The organism is Cyclobacterium xiamenense (assembly GCF_042140265.1).
Taxonomy (GTDB): Bacteria; Bacteroidota; Bacteroidia; order Cytophagales; family Cyclobacteriaceae; genus Cyclobacterium; species Cyclobacterium xiamenense_A.
This window is the reverse complement of record NZ_CP159481.1, coordinates 5617857-5632475: the sequence shown is the minus strand read 5'-3', so window position 1 is coordinate 5632475 and position 14619 is coordinate 5617857. Positions and strand designations below refer to the sequence as shown.

General features: G+C 48.3%; 11 protein-coding genes. 7 read left to right on the top strand and 4 right to left on the bottom strand.

Translation table 11 applies throughout. The features are described from left to right. Window positions 1-112 precede the first annotated feature (112 nt). Together ABWH99_RS23110 and ABWH99_RS23105 are read right to left on the bottom strand one after the other, a co-directional pair. The gene (locus ABWH99_RS23110) at window positions 113-1345 is read right to left on the bottom strand and encodes an ammonium transporter (RefSeq protein WP_375584133.1); all 1233 of its coding nucleotides are present in this window, start codon (window positions 1343-1345) and stop codon (window positions 113-115) included. Window positions 1346-1402: 57 nt separating this feature from the next. Next, a complete protein-coding gene (locus ABWH99_RS23105) occupies window positions 1403-1741 on the bottom strand; it encodes a P-II family nitrogen regulator (RefSeq protein ID WP_375584132.1) in 339 nt (112 codons plus the stop codon). 380 nt (window positions 1742-2121) lie between these two features. Here ABWH99_RS23105 and ABWH99_RS23100 point away from each other — a divergent pair, with 380 nt between their 5' ends. Both ABWH99_RS23100 and ABWH99_RS23095 read left to right on the top strand, forming a co-directional pair. Continuing rightward, on the top strand, window positions 2122-3021 hold the full coding sequence (locus ABWH99_RS23100) for an NDP-sugar synthase (protein ID WP_375584131.1): 900 nt from the start codon (window positions 2122-2124) through the stop codon (window positions 3019-3021). A 154-nt stretch (window positions 3022-3175) separates the two neighbouring features. After that, a complete protein-coding gene (locus tag ABWH99_RS23095) occupies window positions 3176-3592 on the top strand; it encodes a DoxX family protein (RefSeq protein ID WP_375584130.1) in 417 nt (138 codons plus the stop codon). Here ABWH99_RS23095 and recF read toward each other — a convergent pair. After that, the gene (recF, locus tag ABWH99_RS23090; RefSeq protein ID WP_375584129.1) at window positions 3589-4701 is read right to left on the bottom strand and encodes a DNA replication/repair protein RecF; all 1113 of its coding nucleotides are present in this window, start codon (window positions 4699-4701) and stop codon (window positions 3589-3591) included. The genes ABWH99_RS23095 and recF overlap by 4 nt on opposite strands. Before the next feature lie 104 nt (window positions 4702-4805). On the opposite strand from recF, the gene pdhA reads away from it, so the two are divergent. Together pdhA and ABWH99_RS23080 are read left to right on the top strand one after the other, a co-directional pair. After that, window positions 4806-5828, top strand: coding sequence for a pyruvate dehydrogenase (acetyl-transferring) E1 component subunit alpha (pdhA, locus tag ABWH99_RS23085; RefSeq protein ID WP_375584128.1), 1023 nt, complete (start codon window positions 4806-4808; stop codon window positions 5826-5828). Window positions 5829-5851: 23 nt separating this feature from the next. Continuing rightward, complete coding sequence (locus tag ABWH99_RS23080; RefSeq protein ID WP_375584127.1) at window positions 5852-6355, top strand: cyanoglobin; 504 nt, start codon at window positions 5852-5854, stop codon at window positions 6353-6355. Between the two features lie 21 nt (window positions 6356-6376). Here the strand turns inward: ABWH99_RS23080 and ABWH99_RS23075 are convergent, their stop codons facing one another. After that, entirely contained in the window at window positions 6377-8728 is a 2352-nt protein-coding gene (locus ABWH99_RS23075; RefSeq protein WP_375584126.1) for an alpha-L-fucosidase, read from the bottom strand. 203 nt (window positions 8729-8931) lie between these two features. Here ABWH99_RS23075 and ABWH99_RS23070 point away from each other — a divergent pair, with 203 nt between their 5' ends. From ABWH99_RS23070 to ABWH99_RS23060, 3 genes are all read left to right on the top strand, one after another. Continuing rightward, window positions 8932-10557: a tetratricopeptide repeat protein gene (locus tag ABWH99_RS23070; RefSeq protein ID WP_375584125.1), complete on the top strand. Its 1626-nt coding sequence runs from the start codon at window positions 8932-8934 to the stop codon at window positions 10555-10557. Window positions 10558-10749: 192 nt separating this feature from the next. Then, complete coding sequence (locus ABWH99_RS23065) at window positions 10750-11838, top strand: phytase (protein WP_375584124.1); 1089 nt, start codon at window positions 10750-10752, stop codon at window positions 11836-11838. Window positions 11839-11844: 6 nt separating this feature from the next. After that, window positions 11845-14613, top strand: a complete 2769-nt coding sequence (locus ABWH99_RS23060; protein WP_375584123.1) for a TonB-dependent receptor — start codon at window positions 11845-11847, stop codon at window positions 14611-14613. Window positions 14614-14619: the final 6 nt, after the last annotated feature.

Here is a 14619-nt window from a genome sequence, read left to right as displayed (position 1 = left end):
CTCCTTTCAGCCAAAAGCCTGGCCGTGCTGAGCAAAGGGGCAAAAAAAAAGAGGCAGGAATCGTTCCTGCCTCTTTTCATTCTAAAATTAAAGCTGTAGTCAATAAGTTCTTTTATTCTTTTGTTGCGAAATCGGGATACGCATGCATGCCGTGTTCGTTGATATCGAGTCCTTCCACTTCTTCCCGCTCGTCCACTCGGATACCCGTGGTCTTTTTCAAAATAAAGAATACCAGGAAACTGAAAGCGACACAAAAAGCACCTATGGAAGCGATGCCGATTAGTTGCGAGACAATTTGAGCCCCTCCGGCCAGGTCGCCGAAGATGCCTACGGCCAAGGTGCCCCATATGCCGCACACCAGATGGACGGAGATGGCACCCACCGGGTCGTCGATTTTGATTTTATCGAAGAAGACCACACCGAACACGACCAGCGCGCCTCCAATAAAACCAATGATAACCGATTCCGTGGGAGTCATTAGGTCTGCCCCGGCAGTGATACTTACTAGCCCGGCCAAAATTCCGTTGAGGACCATGGTAATATCATAGGCCTTAAATTTCAGGTAGGAAGCAAGCAATGCTCCAAAAGCTCCGGCGGCTGCCGCCAGGGCGGTGGTCACAAAAACCAGGGAAACGGCGCCCGGATCGGCCGAAAGGACCGAGCCTCCGTTGAAACCAAACCAGCCGAACCATAATAGGAACACGCCAAATGTTGCCAAAGGAATGTTGTGGCCGGGGATGGCATTCGTTTTGCCGTCTTTGTACTTTCCGATTCGTGGACCGAGCAGGTAAGCACCAATGACCGCACCCCATCCACCGACGGAATGCACGATTGTAGATCCGGCGAAATCATAGAACGGCGTAGACATTGCGTCCAAAAACCCTCCGCCCCATTTCCACATGCCGATGATAGGGTAGCATATACCTACATACAACAGCGAAAAGAAAATAAACGGGCCGAGTTTGATTCGTTCGGCCACAGCTCCAGAAACGATGGTCGCAGCCGTGGCAGCGAACATGGCCTGGAAAATAAAATCAGTGAAAAAAGTATACCCTTCGCTATAGGCTGAAGTGTCCCAGCCCTCGGGAAGGCTTAATCCCAGACCGGAGAGACCAAACACGCCGCCCGAAAAGGCATCACCGGGATACATCAGGTTGAATCCAATAAATGCGTAGGTAATCAGCCCGATCGCGGGAATGATTGTATTTTTAAAGAGGATGTTGACGGTATTTTTCGCCCGGGTAAGTCCGGCTTCCAGGGCAGCAAATCCCAGGTGCATGATAAACACCAAAATGGTGGCCACCATGATCCAGAGGTTGTTAACGGTAAATAATTCCTGATTCATTTTTTGAAGTTTTATAAGTTGGATGATAATATGGTTAGCGATTCGCCCTACTGCTCCTTACAAGGCAGCCTCTCCCGTGTCGTCATTTCTGATTCGAAATGCTTTCCCGACGTCATAGACAAAGATTTTACCATCCCCTACTTCGCCGGTTCTTCCTTCACGGAGAATACAGCTGATTACATCCTCTTCCAACTCATCGGGAACAACGATTTCTAGTTTTGTTCGCGGGATGAACGTGGGCTCATAGGCTACCCCCCGATACGTTTGGGTACGGGCGTGTTGCAGTCCCATTCCCTTGACCTCGTAGAAGGTCAGAAACTTCACACCAAGTCCGGACAGGCATTGGTGGATTTCATCAAATTTCGAAGTCCTAATTAATGCTTCAATTTTTTTCATTTTTTCAACAGGGTTAATGTTTTGTTGATGAATCTATGATTAAAAATTTTGTTTTTTACAAAATTAAAAATCAAAACCGATTTCGCAATTAAATCTAAGCAAAAAATGTAAAAAAAGTCAAAAATGGGAGTAAATGGGACGCTAAATGAATGAAAATGCAGAAATATAGTTGACAATACCTATTAATATACCCACTATGATCAAAAAAAATGTCAAAAATGAAATCGATAGGTTTTCAAAAGATCGTAGCTTGCGCCTGCTTTTTTGACAGGGCGATGTAAAAAAACGGGAGATACGTCCACGTAAAAGCGCAAAAAAAGTACCTTTGGGGAATTAAACTTTTCCTGTTGCAGGAATTCACGAGCTACTTTGAATCAACAATGCGTGCACCAACACTTTTAATTTTAGCGGCTGGCATGGGCAGCCGGTACGGGGGAGACAAACAGATTGATGGTTTCGGTCCGAATCAGGAGACGATTTTAGAGTATTCCGTTTATGATGCGATCCGGTCGGGTTTCGGTAAAGTCGTGTTTATCGTCAGAGCGGAAATCTTGGAAGAGGCAAAGGCCATTTTTATTCCCAAGTTTGGAGAAAAAATCGCGGTGGATTTTGTCATCCAATCATTGGATAGCATGGTGCCCGAAGCCTACCTTGACCCTGCGCGGAAAAAGCCCTATGGGACAGCTCATGCGCTTCTGTGTGCCAGGGAGGTGATCAAGGAACCCTTCGCAGTAATCAATGCCGATGATTTTTATGGCGAAGAAGCGTTTCGGATGCTTGCCCGATTTTTGGGATCAGCGGTGGGTCCACAGCTACACTGCATGGTGGGCTACGCGATCAAAAACGTATTGTCTCCCTATGGAACAGTAAGCCGGGGCGTTTGTGAATCCACCTCTGAGGGCTTCTTGACGGGTATGATCGAGCGTACCGCCATTGCGCGCAATGAGGAAGGTATTTTTCACGACGACGGCAAAGAGAAAATCCAAATCCCCCCGGACAATCCCGTATCCATGAATTGCTGGGGCTTTCATCCGGCAGTTTTTGCGCAAACGGAAAAGTTATGGTCTTCCTTTCTGGCGGAAAACCAGGGAAACTTGAAGTCTGAATTTTATATTCCAAAGGTGGTGAATTCGCTGATCGAGGAGGGCATTGCGCAGATAAAGATCCTTGAGGGGGGTAAAATATGGTTTGGAGTGACCTACAGTGAGGATCGGGACTACGTGGTGGCTGCACTCAAGAAATTGCATGCGGAGGGTGTCTACCCAGAAAAGTTATGGTAAAAACCTGGGGACGGGAGGCAGTTCCTTGCTCGTAAACAAAAAATACGGTCAAAACAGGCAGAAAGTAAAATAAAGAGTTGTAAAAATTCTGTCGTAATGAAAGATTTTTACGTAACTTTATTTCGCTAGTACGCCATTTAACCTCCCTGAGCCAATGAAACGAATTGTTTTTTCCCATTTTCCGGTGGCCGCAGATCTTGCGTTGCTTTTCTTACGGGCCGGCACTGCCGTGATGTTGCTCACACACGGTTGGTCCAAGATTACCAACTTCAGTGATCGGCTGAATAGTTTTGCGGATCCGATTGGCCTGGGACCAGCCGTATCGCTGCAACTGGTCATTTTTGCCGAGTTTTTTTGTGCCATCTTTCTGGTGCTGGGATTCATGAGCCGTATTTTCTTGATCCCATTGATCATCAACATGGCGGTGATTGCTTTTGTGGTGCATGGTGACGACCCCTTCGGTCAGCAGGAAAAGGCCTTGATGTACCTTCTGGTATTTGTGGTGTTGATGTTTACCGGGCCGGGGAAGTTTTCGTTGGACGGGCAAATTCTAAAAAGACGCCGGTACTAGCCGATTTGCCGATTCGAAATGGTTCCCGATTCGATGGTAAAAAACGTGGCGGCCGCCTGAATGGTTTGTAGGATTTCTTTGGATCGTTCCGGCCGGGCATCGGTGATAAAGAGCTGTCCGAATTCTTTTTTAGCAACCCGTGCCATGAGGTGGAAAATCCGTTGATCATCAAGTTTGTCAAAGATATCGTCCAATAGTAAAATCGGTTTGGTGCCTTTGATCGCATTGAAAATAAAGAATTGCGCCAGTTTCAAACTGATCAGAAAGGATTTCTTTTGCCCTTGTGACCCGAATTTTTTGATCGGATGGCCATTCAACTGAAACACAAAGTCATCTTTATGGATGCCCCTGCTTGTCCGTCTCAGGCTCAGGTCTTGTTCCAGCGAGGATTCGAAATTGCTGGCAAAATCCGCTTCGCTAACCTGACTTTTGTAGGCGATATCCACGGTTTCCAGCTGTCCGGCTATCGCTGCATAATGATCCAGAAAATAGGGCCGAAACGCTTCCAGAAAGTTTTTTCGAAGGGCATGAATCTCGATGGAAAGTTGAACCAACTGGTGGTTATAAGGACTTAGTTGTAGCCGATCCAATCGTTTTTCTTCGGCCAACCGTTTCAACAGGCTGTTTCGTTGTTTCAGGTAATGTTGGTAGCGGATCAGCAGCTGCAGGTAGTGGCTGTCCGTCTGGCAAATCATGCCGTCAAAGAACTTTCGGCGCTCTTCGCTCCCTCCGGTGATGATCTGCGTATCGTCCGGCGCGATCATCACCAATGGGAGCAAGCCGATGTGCTCGCTCAGGCGATGGTAGGGTTTTCCGTTTACTTCCAGCCGCTTTTTTTTGTTACTTTCAACGATACAGCTTACGTCGAGGATTTTATCTTCTCGTTCAAAGGCGCCCTTCAATGTAAAAAAACTGCTCTCGTGTCGGATATGGTGGCTATCCAGGGATAAAAAGGCACTTTTCGTCAGACAAAGGTAGTGGATGGCATCCAGTAGATTGGTTTTTCCCGCTCCGTTTTTCCCGAAAAAACAATTGACTTCCGAATTGAATTCCAATTGTTCCCGTTCGTAATTCTTAAATTGGATCAGTTCTAAGTTTTTCAGGTACATGAAGGATTCAACGGATGTTTTTTACTATTTTCGCAAATGGTCTCAAAATTGCATTGATTTCACTATATTTGGGGCCTAAGTTAGCATATTTTATAGAATACGGTATGGCAAAAAAGAGTTCAACTACGAGTAAATCCAAAGCAAAATACTCCAAAGAAACCTACACTTATTGGTTTGAAAGCATGTTGCTCATGAGGCGTTTCGAGGAGAAAGCCGGGCAATTATACGGGCAGCAGAAAATCCGTGGGTTTTGTCACCTTTACATTGGTCAGGAAGCCTGTGCCTCAGGAGCCATCACAGCGCTCGAAAAGGACGACAAATGGATCACTGCCTACCGCTGTCATGCACAGCCCCTGGGACTGGGAACGGATCCCGGTGCGGTGATGGCCGAGCTATTTGGGAAAGAAACAGGAACTACCAAAGGCAAAGGTGGTTCCATGCACATATTTGATAAATCGAAAAATTTTGCCGGCGGTCATGCCATCGTTGGAGCACAGATTCCCATGGGATTGGGAATTGCCTTCGCCGAAAAGTACAAGGGCACGAAAAATGTTTGCATTTGTTACATGGGAGACGGTGCCGTACGGCAGGGAGCATTCCACGAGGCATTGAATCTTGCCATGTTGTTCAAATCTCCCGTGATTTTTGTGATCGAAAACAACGGCTATGCGATGGGTACCTCGGTGAGGCGTTCTTCTAATGTGGACGAATTGTACACGCTGGGTGAATCTTACGACATTCCCTCGTTTCCAGTGGATGCGATGAATGTGGAGGAAGTACACGAAGCGGTGAAAGAAGCGGCCGACCGTGCCAGAAAGGGCGATGGTCCGACCTTGTTGGAATTCCGTACGTATCGGTACAAAGGGCACTCCATGTCCGATCCCCAGAAATACCGTACAAAAGAAGAAGTGGAGGAGTACAAGCAGCGTGATCCGGTGGAGCAGGTGAAAGCCACCATCCTTGACAATAAAATTCTATCGGAGGACGAAATCAAAGAAATCGAAGCCAAGGTGAAGAAGCAGGTGGCCGATGCGGTTAAATTTGCCGAAGAATCCCCCTGGCCAAAAGGAGAAGATGCATTCAAGGACGTGTACGTCGAAGATGATTATCCATTCGTTCGGGACTAAAGGTTCTGAATTTAGCAATTGTCATGGCCACCTGCGCGAGCAGGTGGCTTTTTCTTTGTCCGGAGGACAGGACACCGGGCACCACGCAGCTTGTACATTTCTTCGCTCGGACCGGTGTTTTTTTGTACCTTTACCCCATGTCAGCGCCGCTTTCCGTTTATTCCGTACTGGGTGAAGAAAAAATCCAGCAACTCGTGGACTATTTTTACGAGGAGGTGGAGGGTACGCCCGAGCTGAGAAAATTGTATCCAAAAGATCTGGAACCTGCCCGGCAGCGCCTGTTTTGGTTTTTGCTTCATGTCTTCGGTGGGCCCCCCACCTATTTGGAGAAAAGGGGGCATCCCATGCTGCGTAGGAGGCACTTTCAATGGGTCATCGATGCAGCAATGCGCGATCGCTGGCTGGGATGCATGGGCAAGGCCATGAAGCGGCTTTCTCTCCCCCCTGAAATCCAGGACCCCATGGCTCGTTATTTCGACAATGCCGCCCATCATCTGGTAAACCGGCATCCGACGGAAAACGGCTGAGTGGCCGCCTGAGCCGCCTGCTTAAAAATCCGGACCATAAACGGCAAAACGCCTCAGTTCCAACGGTGATTCCTCTCCCGACAATTGCAGTCTGAGTCGGTCGGTACTCACTGGATCGAAGGAGTGGATGCGTTTTCGTCCGACCGTTTCGCCCCTCGCAAGATGCTGCCACCGCCCCGCTACCCAGGCTTCCAGTACGTACTGTTGGATGTGCTGTCCCTTTTGGAGGGCTTCTTCCAATTCCAGGAGGTGGACTGGTCTGGGATCGGGCAAGGTTAGGATTAGCTCGGAGGAGGGCTGGGCGCTGGAAGAAGTCACTGCAAGCGGATTGGCGAACCTGCGTTGGATGGAATTGCCGAAAGTTTTCAGGAGTTTTACCTCTGCCTCTGGAATAAGGCCGCTGCTGTCGGGAGTCATGTTTACCAGTAAACTGGCCCCCCTTCCGATTGTCTCCAGATAGGCCTTCATCAGATAGGTGGAATCTTTTAGGGTAGGGTCCGAACCGGGTTTCCAGAACCAAGTGGAGCGAGTGTGGAGGTTGGCTTCCGCTGGAATGTAGCCGGCATTTTGCGGACCTACCCATTTTTCCAGTCCTTCTCCGGGTTTTACCACATTTTCCAAAGGGTAGGGTGCCCAGCCTTGCTCGCTTCCCGACCAGCGTACATCTGGTTTGGTACCCCCCATGATGACCGCATTGGGTTGCAAATGCCGGACCATTGCCTGAATGGCATCGCCATAGGCAGTACCCATCGGAATCCCGGTATCCGGGTTCGTTACGTCCCAGCCGAACGGATCGTAGGCCCCGTCAAACCAGAGGTAGGAAATTTCCCCATACCCGGTCAGCAGTTCGCGCAATTGCTCCAGGAAAACGGGGAAATACCGGTGTACATCGCCCCGTATCACCCGTTCTCCCTGAGGGTCCGGGCTACTGGTACAGCCAAAATGGGTATCGCCCCCCGAAAGGTACAATCCTACCTTCATCCCATATTTTCGGCAGGCATCCACAAATTCGCCGACTACATCACTGGCACCGTCTTGCCAGGGGCTGTTTTTCACCGAGTAGTCCGTAGTTTGTGTGGGCCAGAGGCAAAAGCCATTGTGGTGTTTGGCCGTGAGAACGATATGCCTGGCACCAAAGGATTGGGCTGTCTTTACCCATTGTTCGGCGTCCAGCCGGGTCGGACGGAAGCGGGCAGCCTCCGGTACCGACATCATGTCTGCATTGGCATAGGTGGCGAGACCAAAATGAATAAAGGCACCCAGTTGCCTTTCCTGATACGCCAATTGCCGGGGAGTAGGTAAGAGCTGAGGACCTTGGGAAAGAGAGTCGATACCTTTCGTTGGTTTTTCCGGCGCCAGCAAAACCGGCAGCCAGTTGGCCTGGGGGTCCGGAGGGTCCACTTCCGCAGGGCGGATTTCATCGAAAAAATGCGTGAACAATTGATGGGGCGTACCGGGAAAGATGGCTCGCTGCAAATCGCCTGCAGTAGTCTGGTCGCTACCCGTATAATAGAGAATGGTCTGTCCCTGGAAGTAACACAGTTCCACGTCGGAGGCATTGCTTTCCGAAACGGAGGGGTCGATCAAGGGAATATTTTTATGATCTGGATTAAAGGTTACAAACGGTCTTTCATCGGGAGCGTCCTCCCAATGGATCAGGTCGCGGGAGCGGGTAATGTGCGTTTCGTAACCGGGTTTCAGGGATTTCAGATACAGCGTGTAGTACCAGTCGTTTTCGTAGTACAGGGCGGGGCCACCCACGTACTTCTCTTTGCCGTAGACTGCATTCGGAATTTCCTGCCAGTGTCTCAGATCCTCGGACCGCAGGTAACGAAAGGTAAAGGGCGTCCACTGAGGGTCGTTGGTTTCGCAGAGGAGGATGAAGTCGTCCTTTCCGCGGCAGACGGCCGTGTTAAAAAAATATTCTTCTGGATTGGCCCGAAGGATGGTTTCAGGTTTGGTCCATTCCTTCAGGTCGGCCGAACTGGTGACGACGATTTCCGTGATTTTCCGCCAGGGTTTGTTTTTTCCGTAATAGCCGGCAAAGACGTACACCCGGTCCCCCCAGGTAAGCACGGTTCCAAAGGCATGGTTTTTCAGGGGTACAGAAACGATTTCGTTGGTGGCGAGGTCCCGGATGCGTATTTCGTCTTCCTGAAAGAAATCTCCCGGTTTGGCCCCCGGGATGTCCCAGAATCGTTGGTTGTTTTCCAGTAGGTACAGCTTTTCTGCAAACACGAAGGGGGAGGTTTCCACGAGTGGGGAACCCAGCCTCCCTTGCTTTTGGATGGGGTTTTTCCAGGTGGTTTGCGCCATCAGTGCTTGGCAAAAAAGAAAAAAGACGAGGAAGGCGATGCGTTGGAACGAAGGCATGGTACGTATGATGCAATTGTAAGGTCTACGGTGATAGCGCACCAATATACAACATTTGCTGTTTTTATCAGTGAAATAGAAATGCAAGATTCCGGTGACAAATACGGCCCATTTTCATCTCGCTTTTTAGTGTAAGCGCTCAAGGTTACAAAAAGATAAAACCTGCGTCATATTCACTTTACAAGGCCGTAGTACCTTTAAAGATGCTTTGGTTTGTAAACGTTTGTTGTCTCGTCGCATTTATCATCCCATTTGGAGGAGCGTTTGGACAGAATCCCACCGATGTTTTGGATCGTTTACAACGGCTCTCCGAGACCAACCCGAGACAAGCCTATCGGGAGCTATCGGGTTTCCTGAGGCAAAATCCAGGCCTTGGGTTAGCCGACCAAGCGGAAGCCGCGTTTTTGGAGGGGCAACTTTTAATGGAATTTGGTATTTACAATCAGGCAACAACGAAGTTTTACGAGGCGGAAGAACATTTCAAAAACATGGGCTGCACCGCTTGTCTGGCGGATGTCTACAACCAAATCGGGAAGCTGTATTACAAAACAAAACGTATTACAGACGCGCTGGAGCGGCATAAAGCCGCACTCCATTTATACGAGGATGTTCAGGATACTCAGGGAATGGCCCGGTCCAAAGGACTGATCGGATCGATGTACGAGAAGTTGGGTGATTACGTGCAGGCGTTGGTTTATCAAAATCAAGCCATTGAGTTGATTCGAGGAAGCGGTGATTCGACTGATTTGAGCATTCTCTTCGAAAACGTTGGGAGCATCTACGAGGATCTGGAAAAATACGATTCGGCCGAGCGCTATTTCCAGTTGGCTTATACGCTAAACATTGCCATGGGCACTAAGTTGAACATGCCGGGGAATATCAATAACCTGGGGGATACGCGAAGAAAAACCAATCGAGCCGGGGAATCACTTTCGTACTACGAAGAAGCAATCCAGATAAGTAAGGAGCTTGGAAACAACTATTTGGAACGAAGTGCTACGGAGGACCTGGGTAAGGCGTATGCGGCACTGGGGGATTTTGAGAAGGCATATGAACAGGCGGCCAAAGCCCGGAAATTGAGTGAAACGATTTTTTCCGAAGAAGCCGCGCGGCAACTGGCCACACAGGAGTTTCATTATGAAATCAAGGAAAAACAGCAAGAAATAGCCCATTTGAAGGGTGTTCATGTTTTCGAAACCCGAATTCGCTGGCTATTATTGATGCTAATTTTGACGTTATTGGGACTTGGATGGGGTTTAATCTCCCGGCAGCGACTGAAAATTCGGGCAACCAAAAGTACTGTAAAAAAGCAAGAGGAACTCCTGGAAATCAACCAACGCTTGATTCAGACCGAGAAGGAAAACATCAATCTTCTGGAGGCAAGAATGGCTGCTGAGGTAGTGGCTCAGCAGAAGGCGCTTTCTGCCCAAACCCTTCATGTCATCGAAAAAAATGAAATGCTGAAAGAAATCCAATCGAAATTGAAGGCGGCCCTGGAGCACGATCCCCAGGACCAACGAAAGAAACTTCGAAATCTCGTGAAGCAAATCGACGCGAACCTGGGACAGGACAGGGATTGGGAAAGCTTTAAGCATACCTTCGAATCGGTGCATGAGGATTTCTTAAAAAACCTCACTCGCCGGAACCCATCGCTGACCACGGGAGATGTGAAACTTGCCTGCCTGATGAAGATGAATTTGAGCAGCAGGGAAATCGCCGCAACCCTGGGAATCTCCATGGAAAGCCTGCGAATTTCCAGGTACCGGCTCCGAAAGCGTTTGCAGCTTTTGGAGGGAAAGGACTTACAACATTACCTTCACTGTTTATGATTCAAGATTTCTTAATCTTAGGATAATACTTTTTAATAATCAGTAAATCAATACATTATCGTCTTTTTTTCGAAAACTGTTTCGGTTTTGTTAACGGTTTCAGCTGGCTAGCTGCGCTGCATTCTTAACCGTTAATTTCCTTTTTAAACCGCCATTTTTCCGAATCTTGTAAGGTCAGAAAATCAATAAACTATGCTTAAAAAACAGACGGGTTTTGTCTCATTTTTTGTTTTATCGGTACTCATCGCTTGCAACGAGACTATAAAGAAATCCGATGAATCTGCGGAACCTACTACCGAAATCATCCAACCGCTATACGTGAGTGACCCGGTCATTCACGATACTGACGATCCCGCTATCTGGATCAATTCCTCAAATCCGGATCAAAGTCTTATCATCGGTACGGATAAAGACTCCATTGGCGCCCTGTACGTGTTTGATTTACGGGGAAAAGTCATCGATAGCCTGGTCAGGCGCGGTATCCAACGTCCCAATAATGTAGACGTGGGCTATGGTTTGCCGATGGGTGCGGATACCGTGGATTTTGCCGTCACAGGCGAACGCTTGACTTCACGTATTCGCTTTTACTCCCTACCCGACATGCAGGAAATCAACTCCGGTGGGCTGGAGGTCTATGAGGGAGAAACTGGCGAAGAATTCCGCGATCTGATGGGAATCGCCGTGTACCAAAGCCCCAAATCCGGAAAAACCTATGTCATCGCAGGCCGGAAAAACGGACCGTCCGATGGTACGTACCTCTGGCAATACGAAGTGAAGGGAACTGATGACGGTTTATCGCTTGAGCTCGTGCGAAAATTCGGGAATTTTTCTGGAAAGAAAGAAATCGAAGCCATTGCGGTGGATCAGGAGTTGGGCTATATCTATTATTCCGATGAGGGTGCAGGAGTGAGAAAGTACCATACCGAACCGGAGATGGGAAATGAGGAGTTGGCCCTTTTTGCTACCGAAGGATTTTCGGATGATCACGAAGGAATTTCCATTTACAAATCCTCCGCTACCGAGGGCTATTTGCTGGTATCCGACCAGGGAGCCAATCTCTTTCACGCATTCCCGCGAGAGGGAAGCGTTAAAGGGCCACACGATCATCCCCTACTGGCCAAGATCCCATTGAGTACCCTTTCCAGTGATGGCAACGAAGTCACGGCAGTAAACCTGGGAGGAGATTTTTCAAAAGGACTGTTTGTCGCCATGTCGGATGACAAAACCTTCCAGATTTATTCCTGGGAACAACTCGAAAAGTACATTAACCTACAACAATAAGCAATCATGAAAAAACATCTACGTTTATTTTCTTCCTTGGCGCTGGTTATCCTGCTGGCAGGAAATGCATGGGCACAAGGAGTCCTGAAAGGACGAGTGATCGATGCCGAGAATCTTTCGCTGCCCGGTGCCAATGTGGTATTGATCGGGACCAATTATGGCACCATCACCGATCAAAAAGGGGATTTCTCCATAGCAAACTTGCCCGAGGGCTTATACGAAGTGAGGGTTTCCTACCTCGGGTATGGACAACTTTCCAAGCCTGTTGAAATTCAGGCCGGTGCAACAAGTGTATTAAATTTTGGCATGGACGAAGAAGCGCTTCAAGCAGCTGAATTCATTGTCTTCGGTGACCGACTCAAGGGGCAGGCCAAGGCGCTAAATCAGCAAAAAAACAATGCCAACATTACCAATATTGTATCCTCCGATCAGATCGGACGCTTTCCTGATGCCAACGTTGGAGATGCGCTCAAGCGTATTCCGGGTATCACCATGCAAAACGATCAGGGAGAGGCACGAAATATTATCATTCGCGGGATGGCCCCGCAGCTAAACTCCGTAACATTAAATGGGGAACGTATCCCGTCTGCAGAAGGCGACAACCGAAATATTCAAATGGACTTGATACCCTCGGATATGATTCAGACGATCGAAGTAAATAAGGCGGTATTGCCCAACATGGATGCAGATGCTATCGGAGGTTCGGTAAATTTGGTTACGCGCCAGGCTCCAAACAGTTTACGGATTTCCGGAACAGCGGCAAGTGGTGTCAATTTGCTTTCCAACAAACCAATTTGGACTGGAGGGGTAATCTTGGGCAACCGATTTTTGAACGATAAGCTGGGGGTTATTTTTTCTGGTTCGTACAACAACCACAACTTCGGATCAGACAATGTGGAAGCGGTTTGGTACGATTCCGACAACGGGGTCGTATTGGAAGAGTTTGATATCCGCGAATACCGCGTACAGCGTGTGAGACGATCCGCCACTCTGGCGTTGGATTATGCGTTATCTCCCAATCATACGCTATTTCTTTCCGGGATGTACAATCACCGGGACGACTGGGAAAACCGATTCAGAATGCGGGTAAGCCGCCTGGATGACGCCTTTGATGACGGAGATTTTACCCAAATCAGCGCAGATGTATACCAGACGGTCGGTCGCGTAGAATTCCAAACCAAAGGCGGATTGGATAACGATAGAATTAAGGCAACGCGTTTGGAAGATCAACGGGTGTATAACATCACCGGCGGTGGCAAACACCTTTTTAACAGGCTTCAGATGGACTGGAACCTAACTTATGCCAAGGCTTCTGAGGAGCGGCCTAACGAACGGTATGCTTCCTACAGGTCTTCTGGCCAAGATGTACGCGTTGATCTAAGCAACCCCAGATTCCCATTAGCCATTCTAAGCAATCCGGCAGAAAACCTTAATATAGGATTCAACGGGCTGTCCGAACAATATAGCTATACTTTCGATCAAGACGTAAATGGACGTTTGGATTTTAAATTACCCTATTCCGACAAAGGTATTCTGCAGTTTGGATTTCGGTACCGAGGCAAGGTAAAAGAGCGGGATAACAATTTCTACGAATACGAACCGCTCGATGAGGAAGGATTTGGAGCTACTTTGGGAGAGGTTCCCAATTCAAATTATTCCAACCCGAATTACCTGGCCGGCTCTCAATACGCTGTTGGGCGATTTATGGATCCTGGATTCTTGGGAAGCCTGGACCTGACCAACGCAGGACTGTTTGACGAATCTGATGTTTTGGAAGAATATGCTCCGGGAAATTACAATGCTACCGAAAACATCACGGGAGCTTACCTAATGGCCGACCATCAGTTTAGTACCAAGCTTTCTGCGATTGCGGGTTTACGAATGGAGCACACGGCCATTGATTATACCGGAAACATTTTCGATATCGACAACGAGACCATTTCCTCCGTTTCAGGGGACCAAAGTTATACCAATTTTCTCCCCGGTATCCATTTCAAATATGACCCTACCGCCAGTACCGTGTTGCGGTTTGCCTGGACGAATACAATTGCCCGACCAAATTATTTTGACCTGGTACCCTATGCCGCCTTTAGTATCGAAGACGAGGAACTGGAACGAGGAAATCCCAATCTCAAAGCAGCAACCTCCATGAACATCGATCTGATGGCGGAACACTATTATGACAGGGTGGGTCTCTTTTCTTTCGGAGGCTTTTATAAGGATATTGATAACTTCGTGTACACCATTACTACGCAGGGCTTCACCGATCCGCTGTTTGGCGAGGACCTGCAATACTCTAGACCAGAAAACGGAGGCACTGCATTGGTATACGGATTGGAAACATCCTTTCAGCGCCAGTTTTTCAAGAATTTTGGCGTGTACCTGAATTATACCTTCACTCAATCCGCTACGACAGGTATCGAGGACCGGGAAAACGAAGATCTCCAACTACCCGGAACAGCCGAGCACATGTTTAATGCCTCGCTTTCGTACGAAAACGAGCGCCTCGTGGTTCGTCTTTCGGTAAACTATGCATCCGACTACCTGGATGAATTGGGTGGGGAAGGTTTTGAAGATAGGTTTTATGATAGGCAGACGTTTCTGGATGCCAATGCCTCTTATGCGATCACACCTAAGTGGCGAATCTTTGCCGAGGGCAATAATCTTACCAACCAACCCCTCCGGTACTATCAGGGCATACGGGCACGTACCATGCAGGCGGAGTATTACAATGCCCGATTTAATTTCGGATTGAAGTTTGACTTGTTTGAATAAGTGAAC

Excerpts from the sequence above, each read along its gene's own strand:
- ABWH99_RS23110 (WP_375584133.1), bottom strand. The coding sequence starts at position 1,345 with ATGAATCAGGAATTATTTACCGTTAACAACCTCTGGATCATGGTGGCC.
- ABWH99_RS23105 (WP_375584132.1), bottom strand. The coding sequence starts at position 1,741 with ATGAAAAAAATTGAAGCATTAATTAGGACTTCGAAATTTGATGAAATC.
- ABWH99_RS23100 (WP_375584131.1), top strand. The coding sequence starts at position 2,122 with ATGCGTGCACCAACACTTTTAATTTTAGCGGCTGGCATGGGCAGCCGG.
- ABWH99_RS23095 (WP_375584130.1), top strand. The coding sequence starts at position 3,176 with ATGAAACGAATTGTTTTTTCCCATTTTCCGGTGGCCGCAGATCTTGCG.
- recF (WP_375584129.1), bottom strand. The coding sequence starts at position 4,701 with ATGTACCTGAAAAACTTAGAACTGATCCAATTTAAGAATTACGAACGG.
- pdhA (WP_375584128.1), top strand. The coding sequence starts at position 4,806 with ATGGCAAAAAAGAGTTCAACTACGAGTAAATCCAAAGCAAAATACTCC.
- ABWH99_RS23080 (WP_375584127.1), top strand. The coding sequence starts at position 5,852 with ATGGCCACCTGCGCGAGCAGGTGGCTTTTTCTTTGTCCGGAGGACAGG.
- ABWH99_RS23075 (WP_375584126.1), bottom strand. The coding sequence starts at position 8,728 with ATGCCTTCGTTCCAACGCATCGCCTTCCTCGTCTTTTTTCTTTTTTGC.
- ABWH99_RS23070 (WP_375584125.1), top strand. The coding sequence starts at position 8,932 with ATGCTTTGGTTTGTAAACGTTTGTTGTCTCGTCGCATTTATCATCCCA.
- ABWH99_RS23065 (WP_375584124.1), top strand. The coding sequence starts at position 10,750 with ATGCTTAAAAAACAGACGGGTTTTGTCTCATTTTTTGTTTTATCGGTA.
- ABWH99_RS23060 (WP_375584123.1), top strand. The coding sequence starts at position 11,845 with ATGAAAAAACATCTACGTTTATTTTCTTCCTTGGCGCTGGTTATCCTG.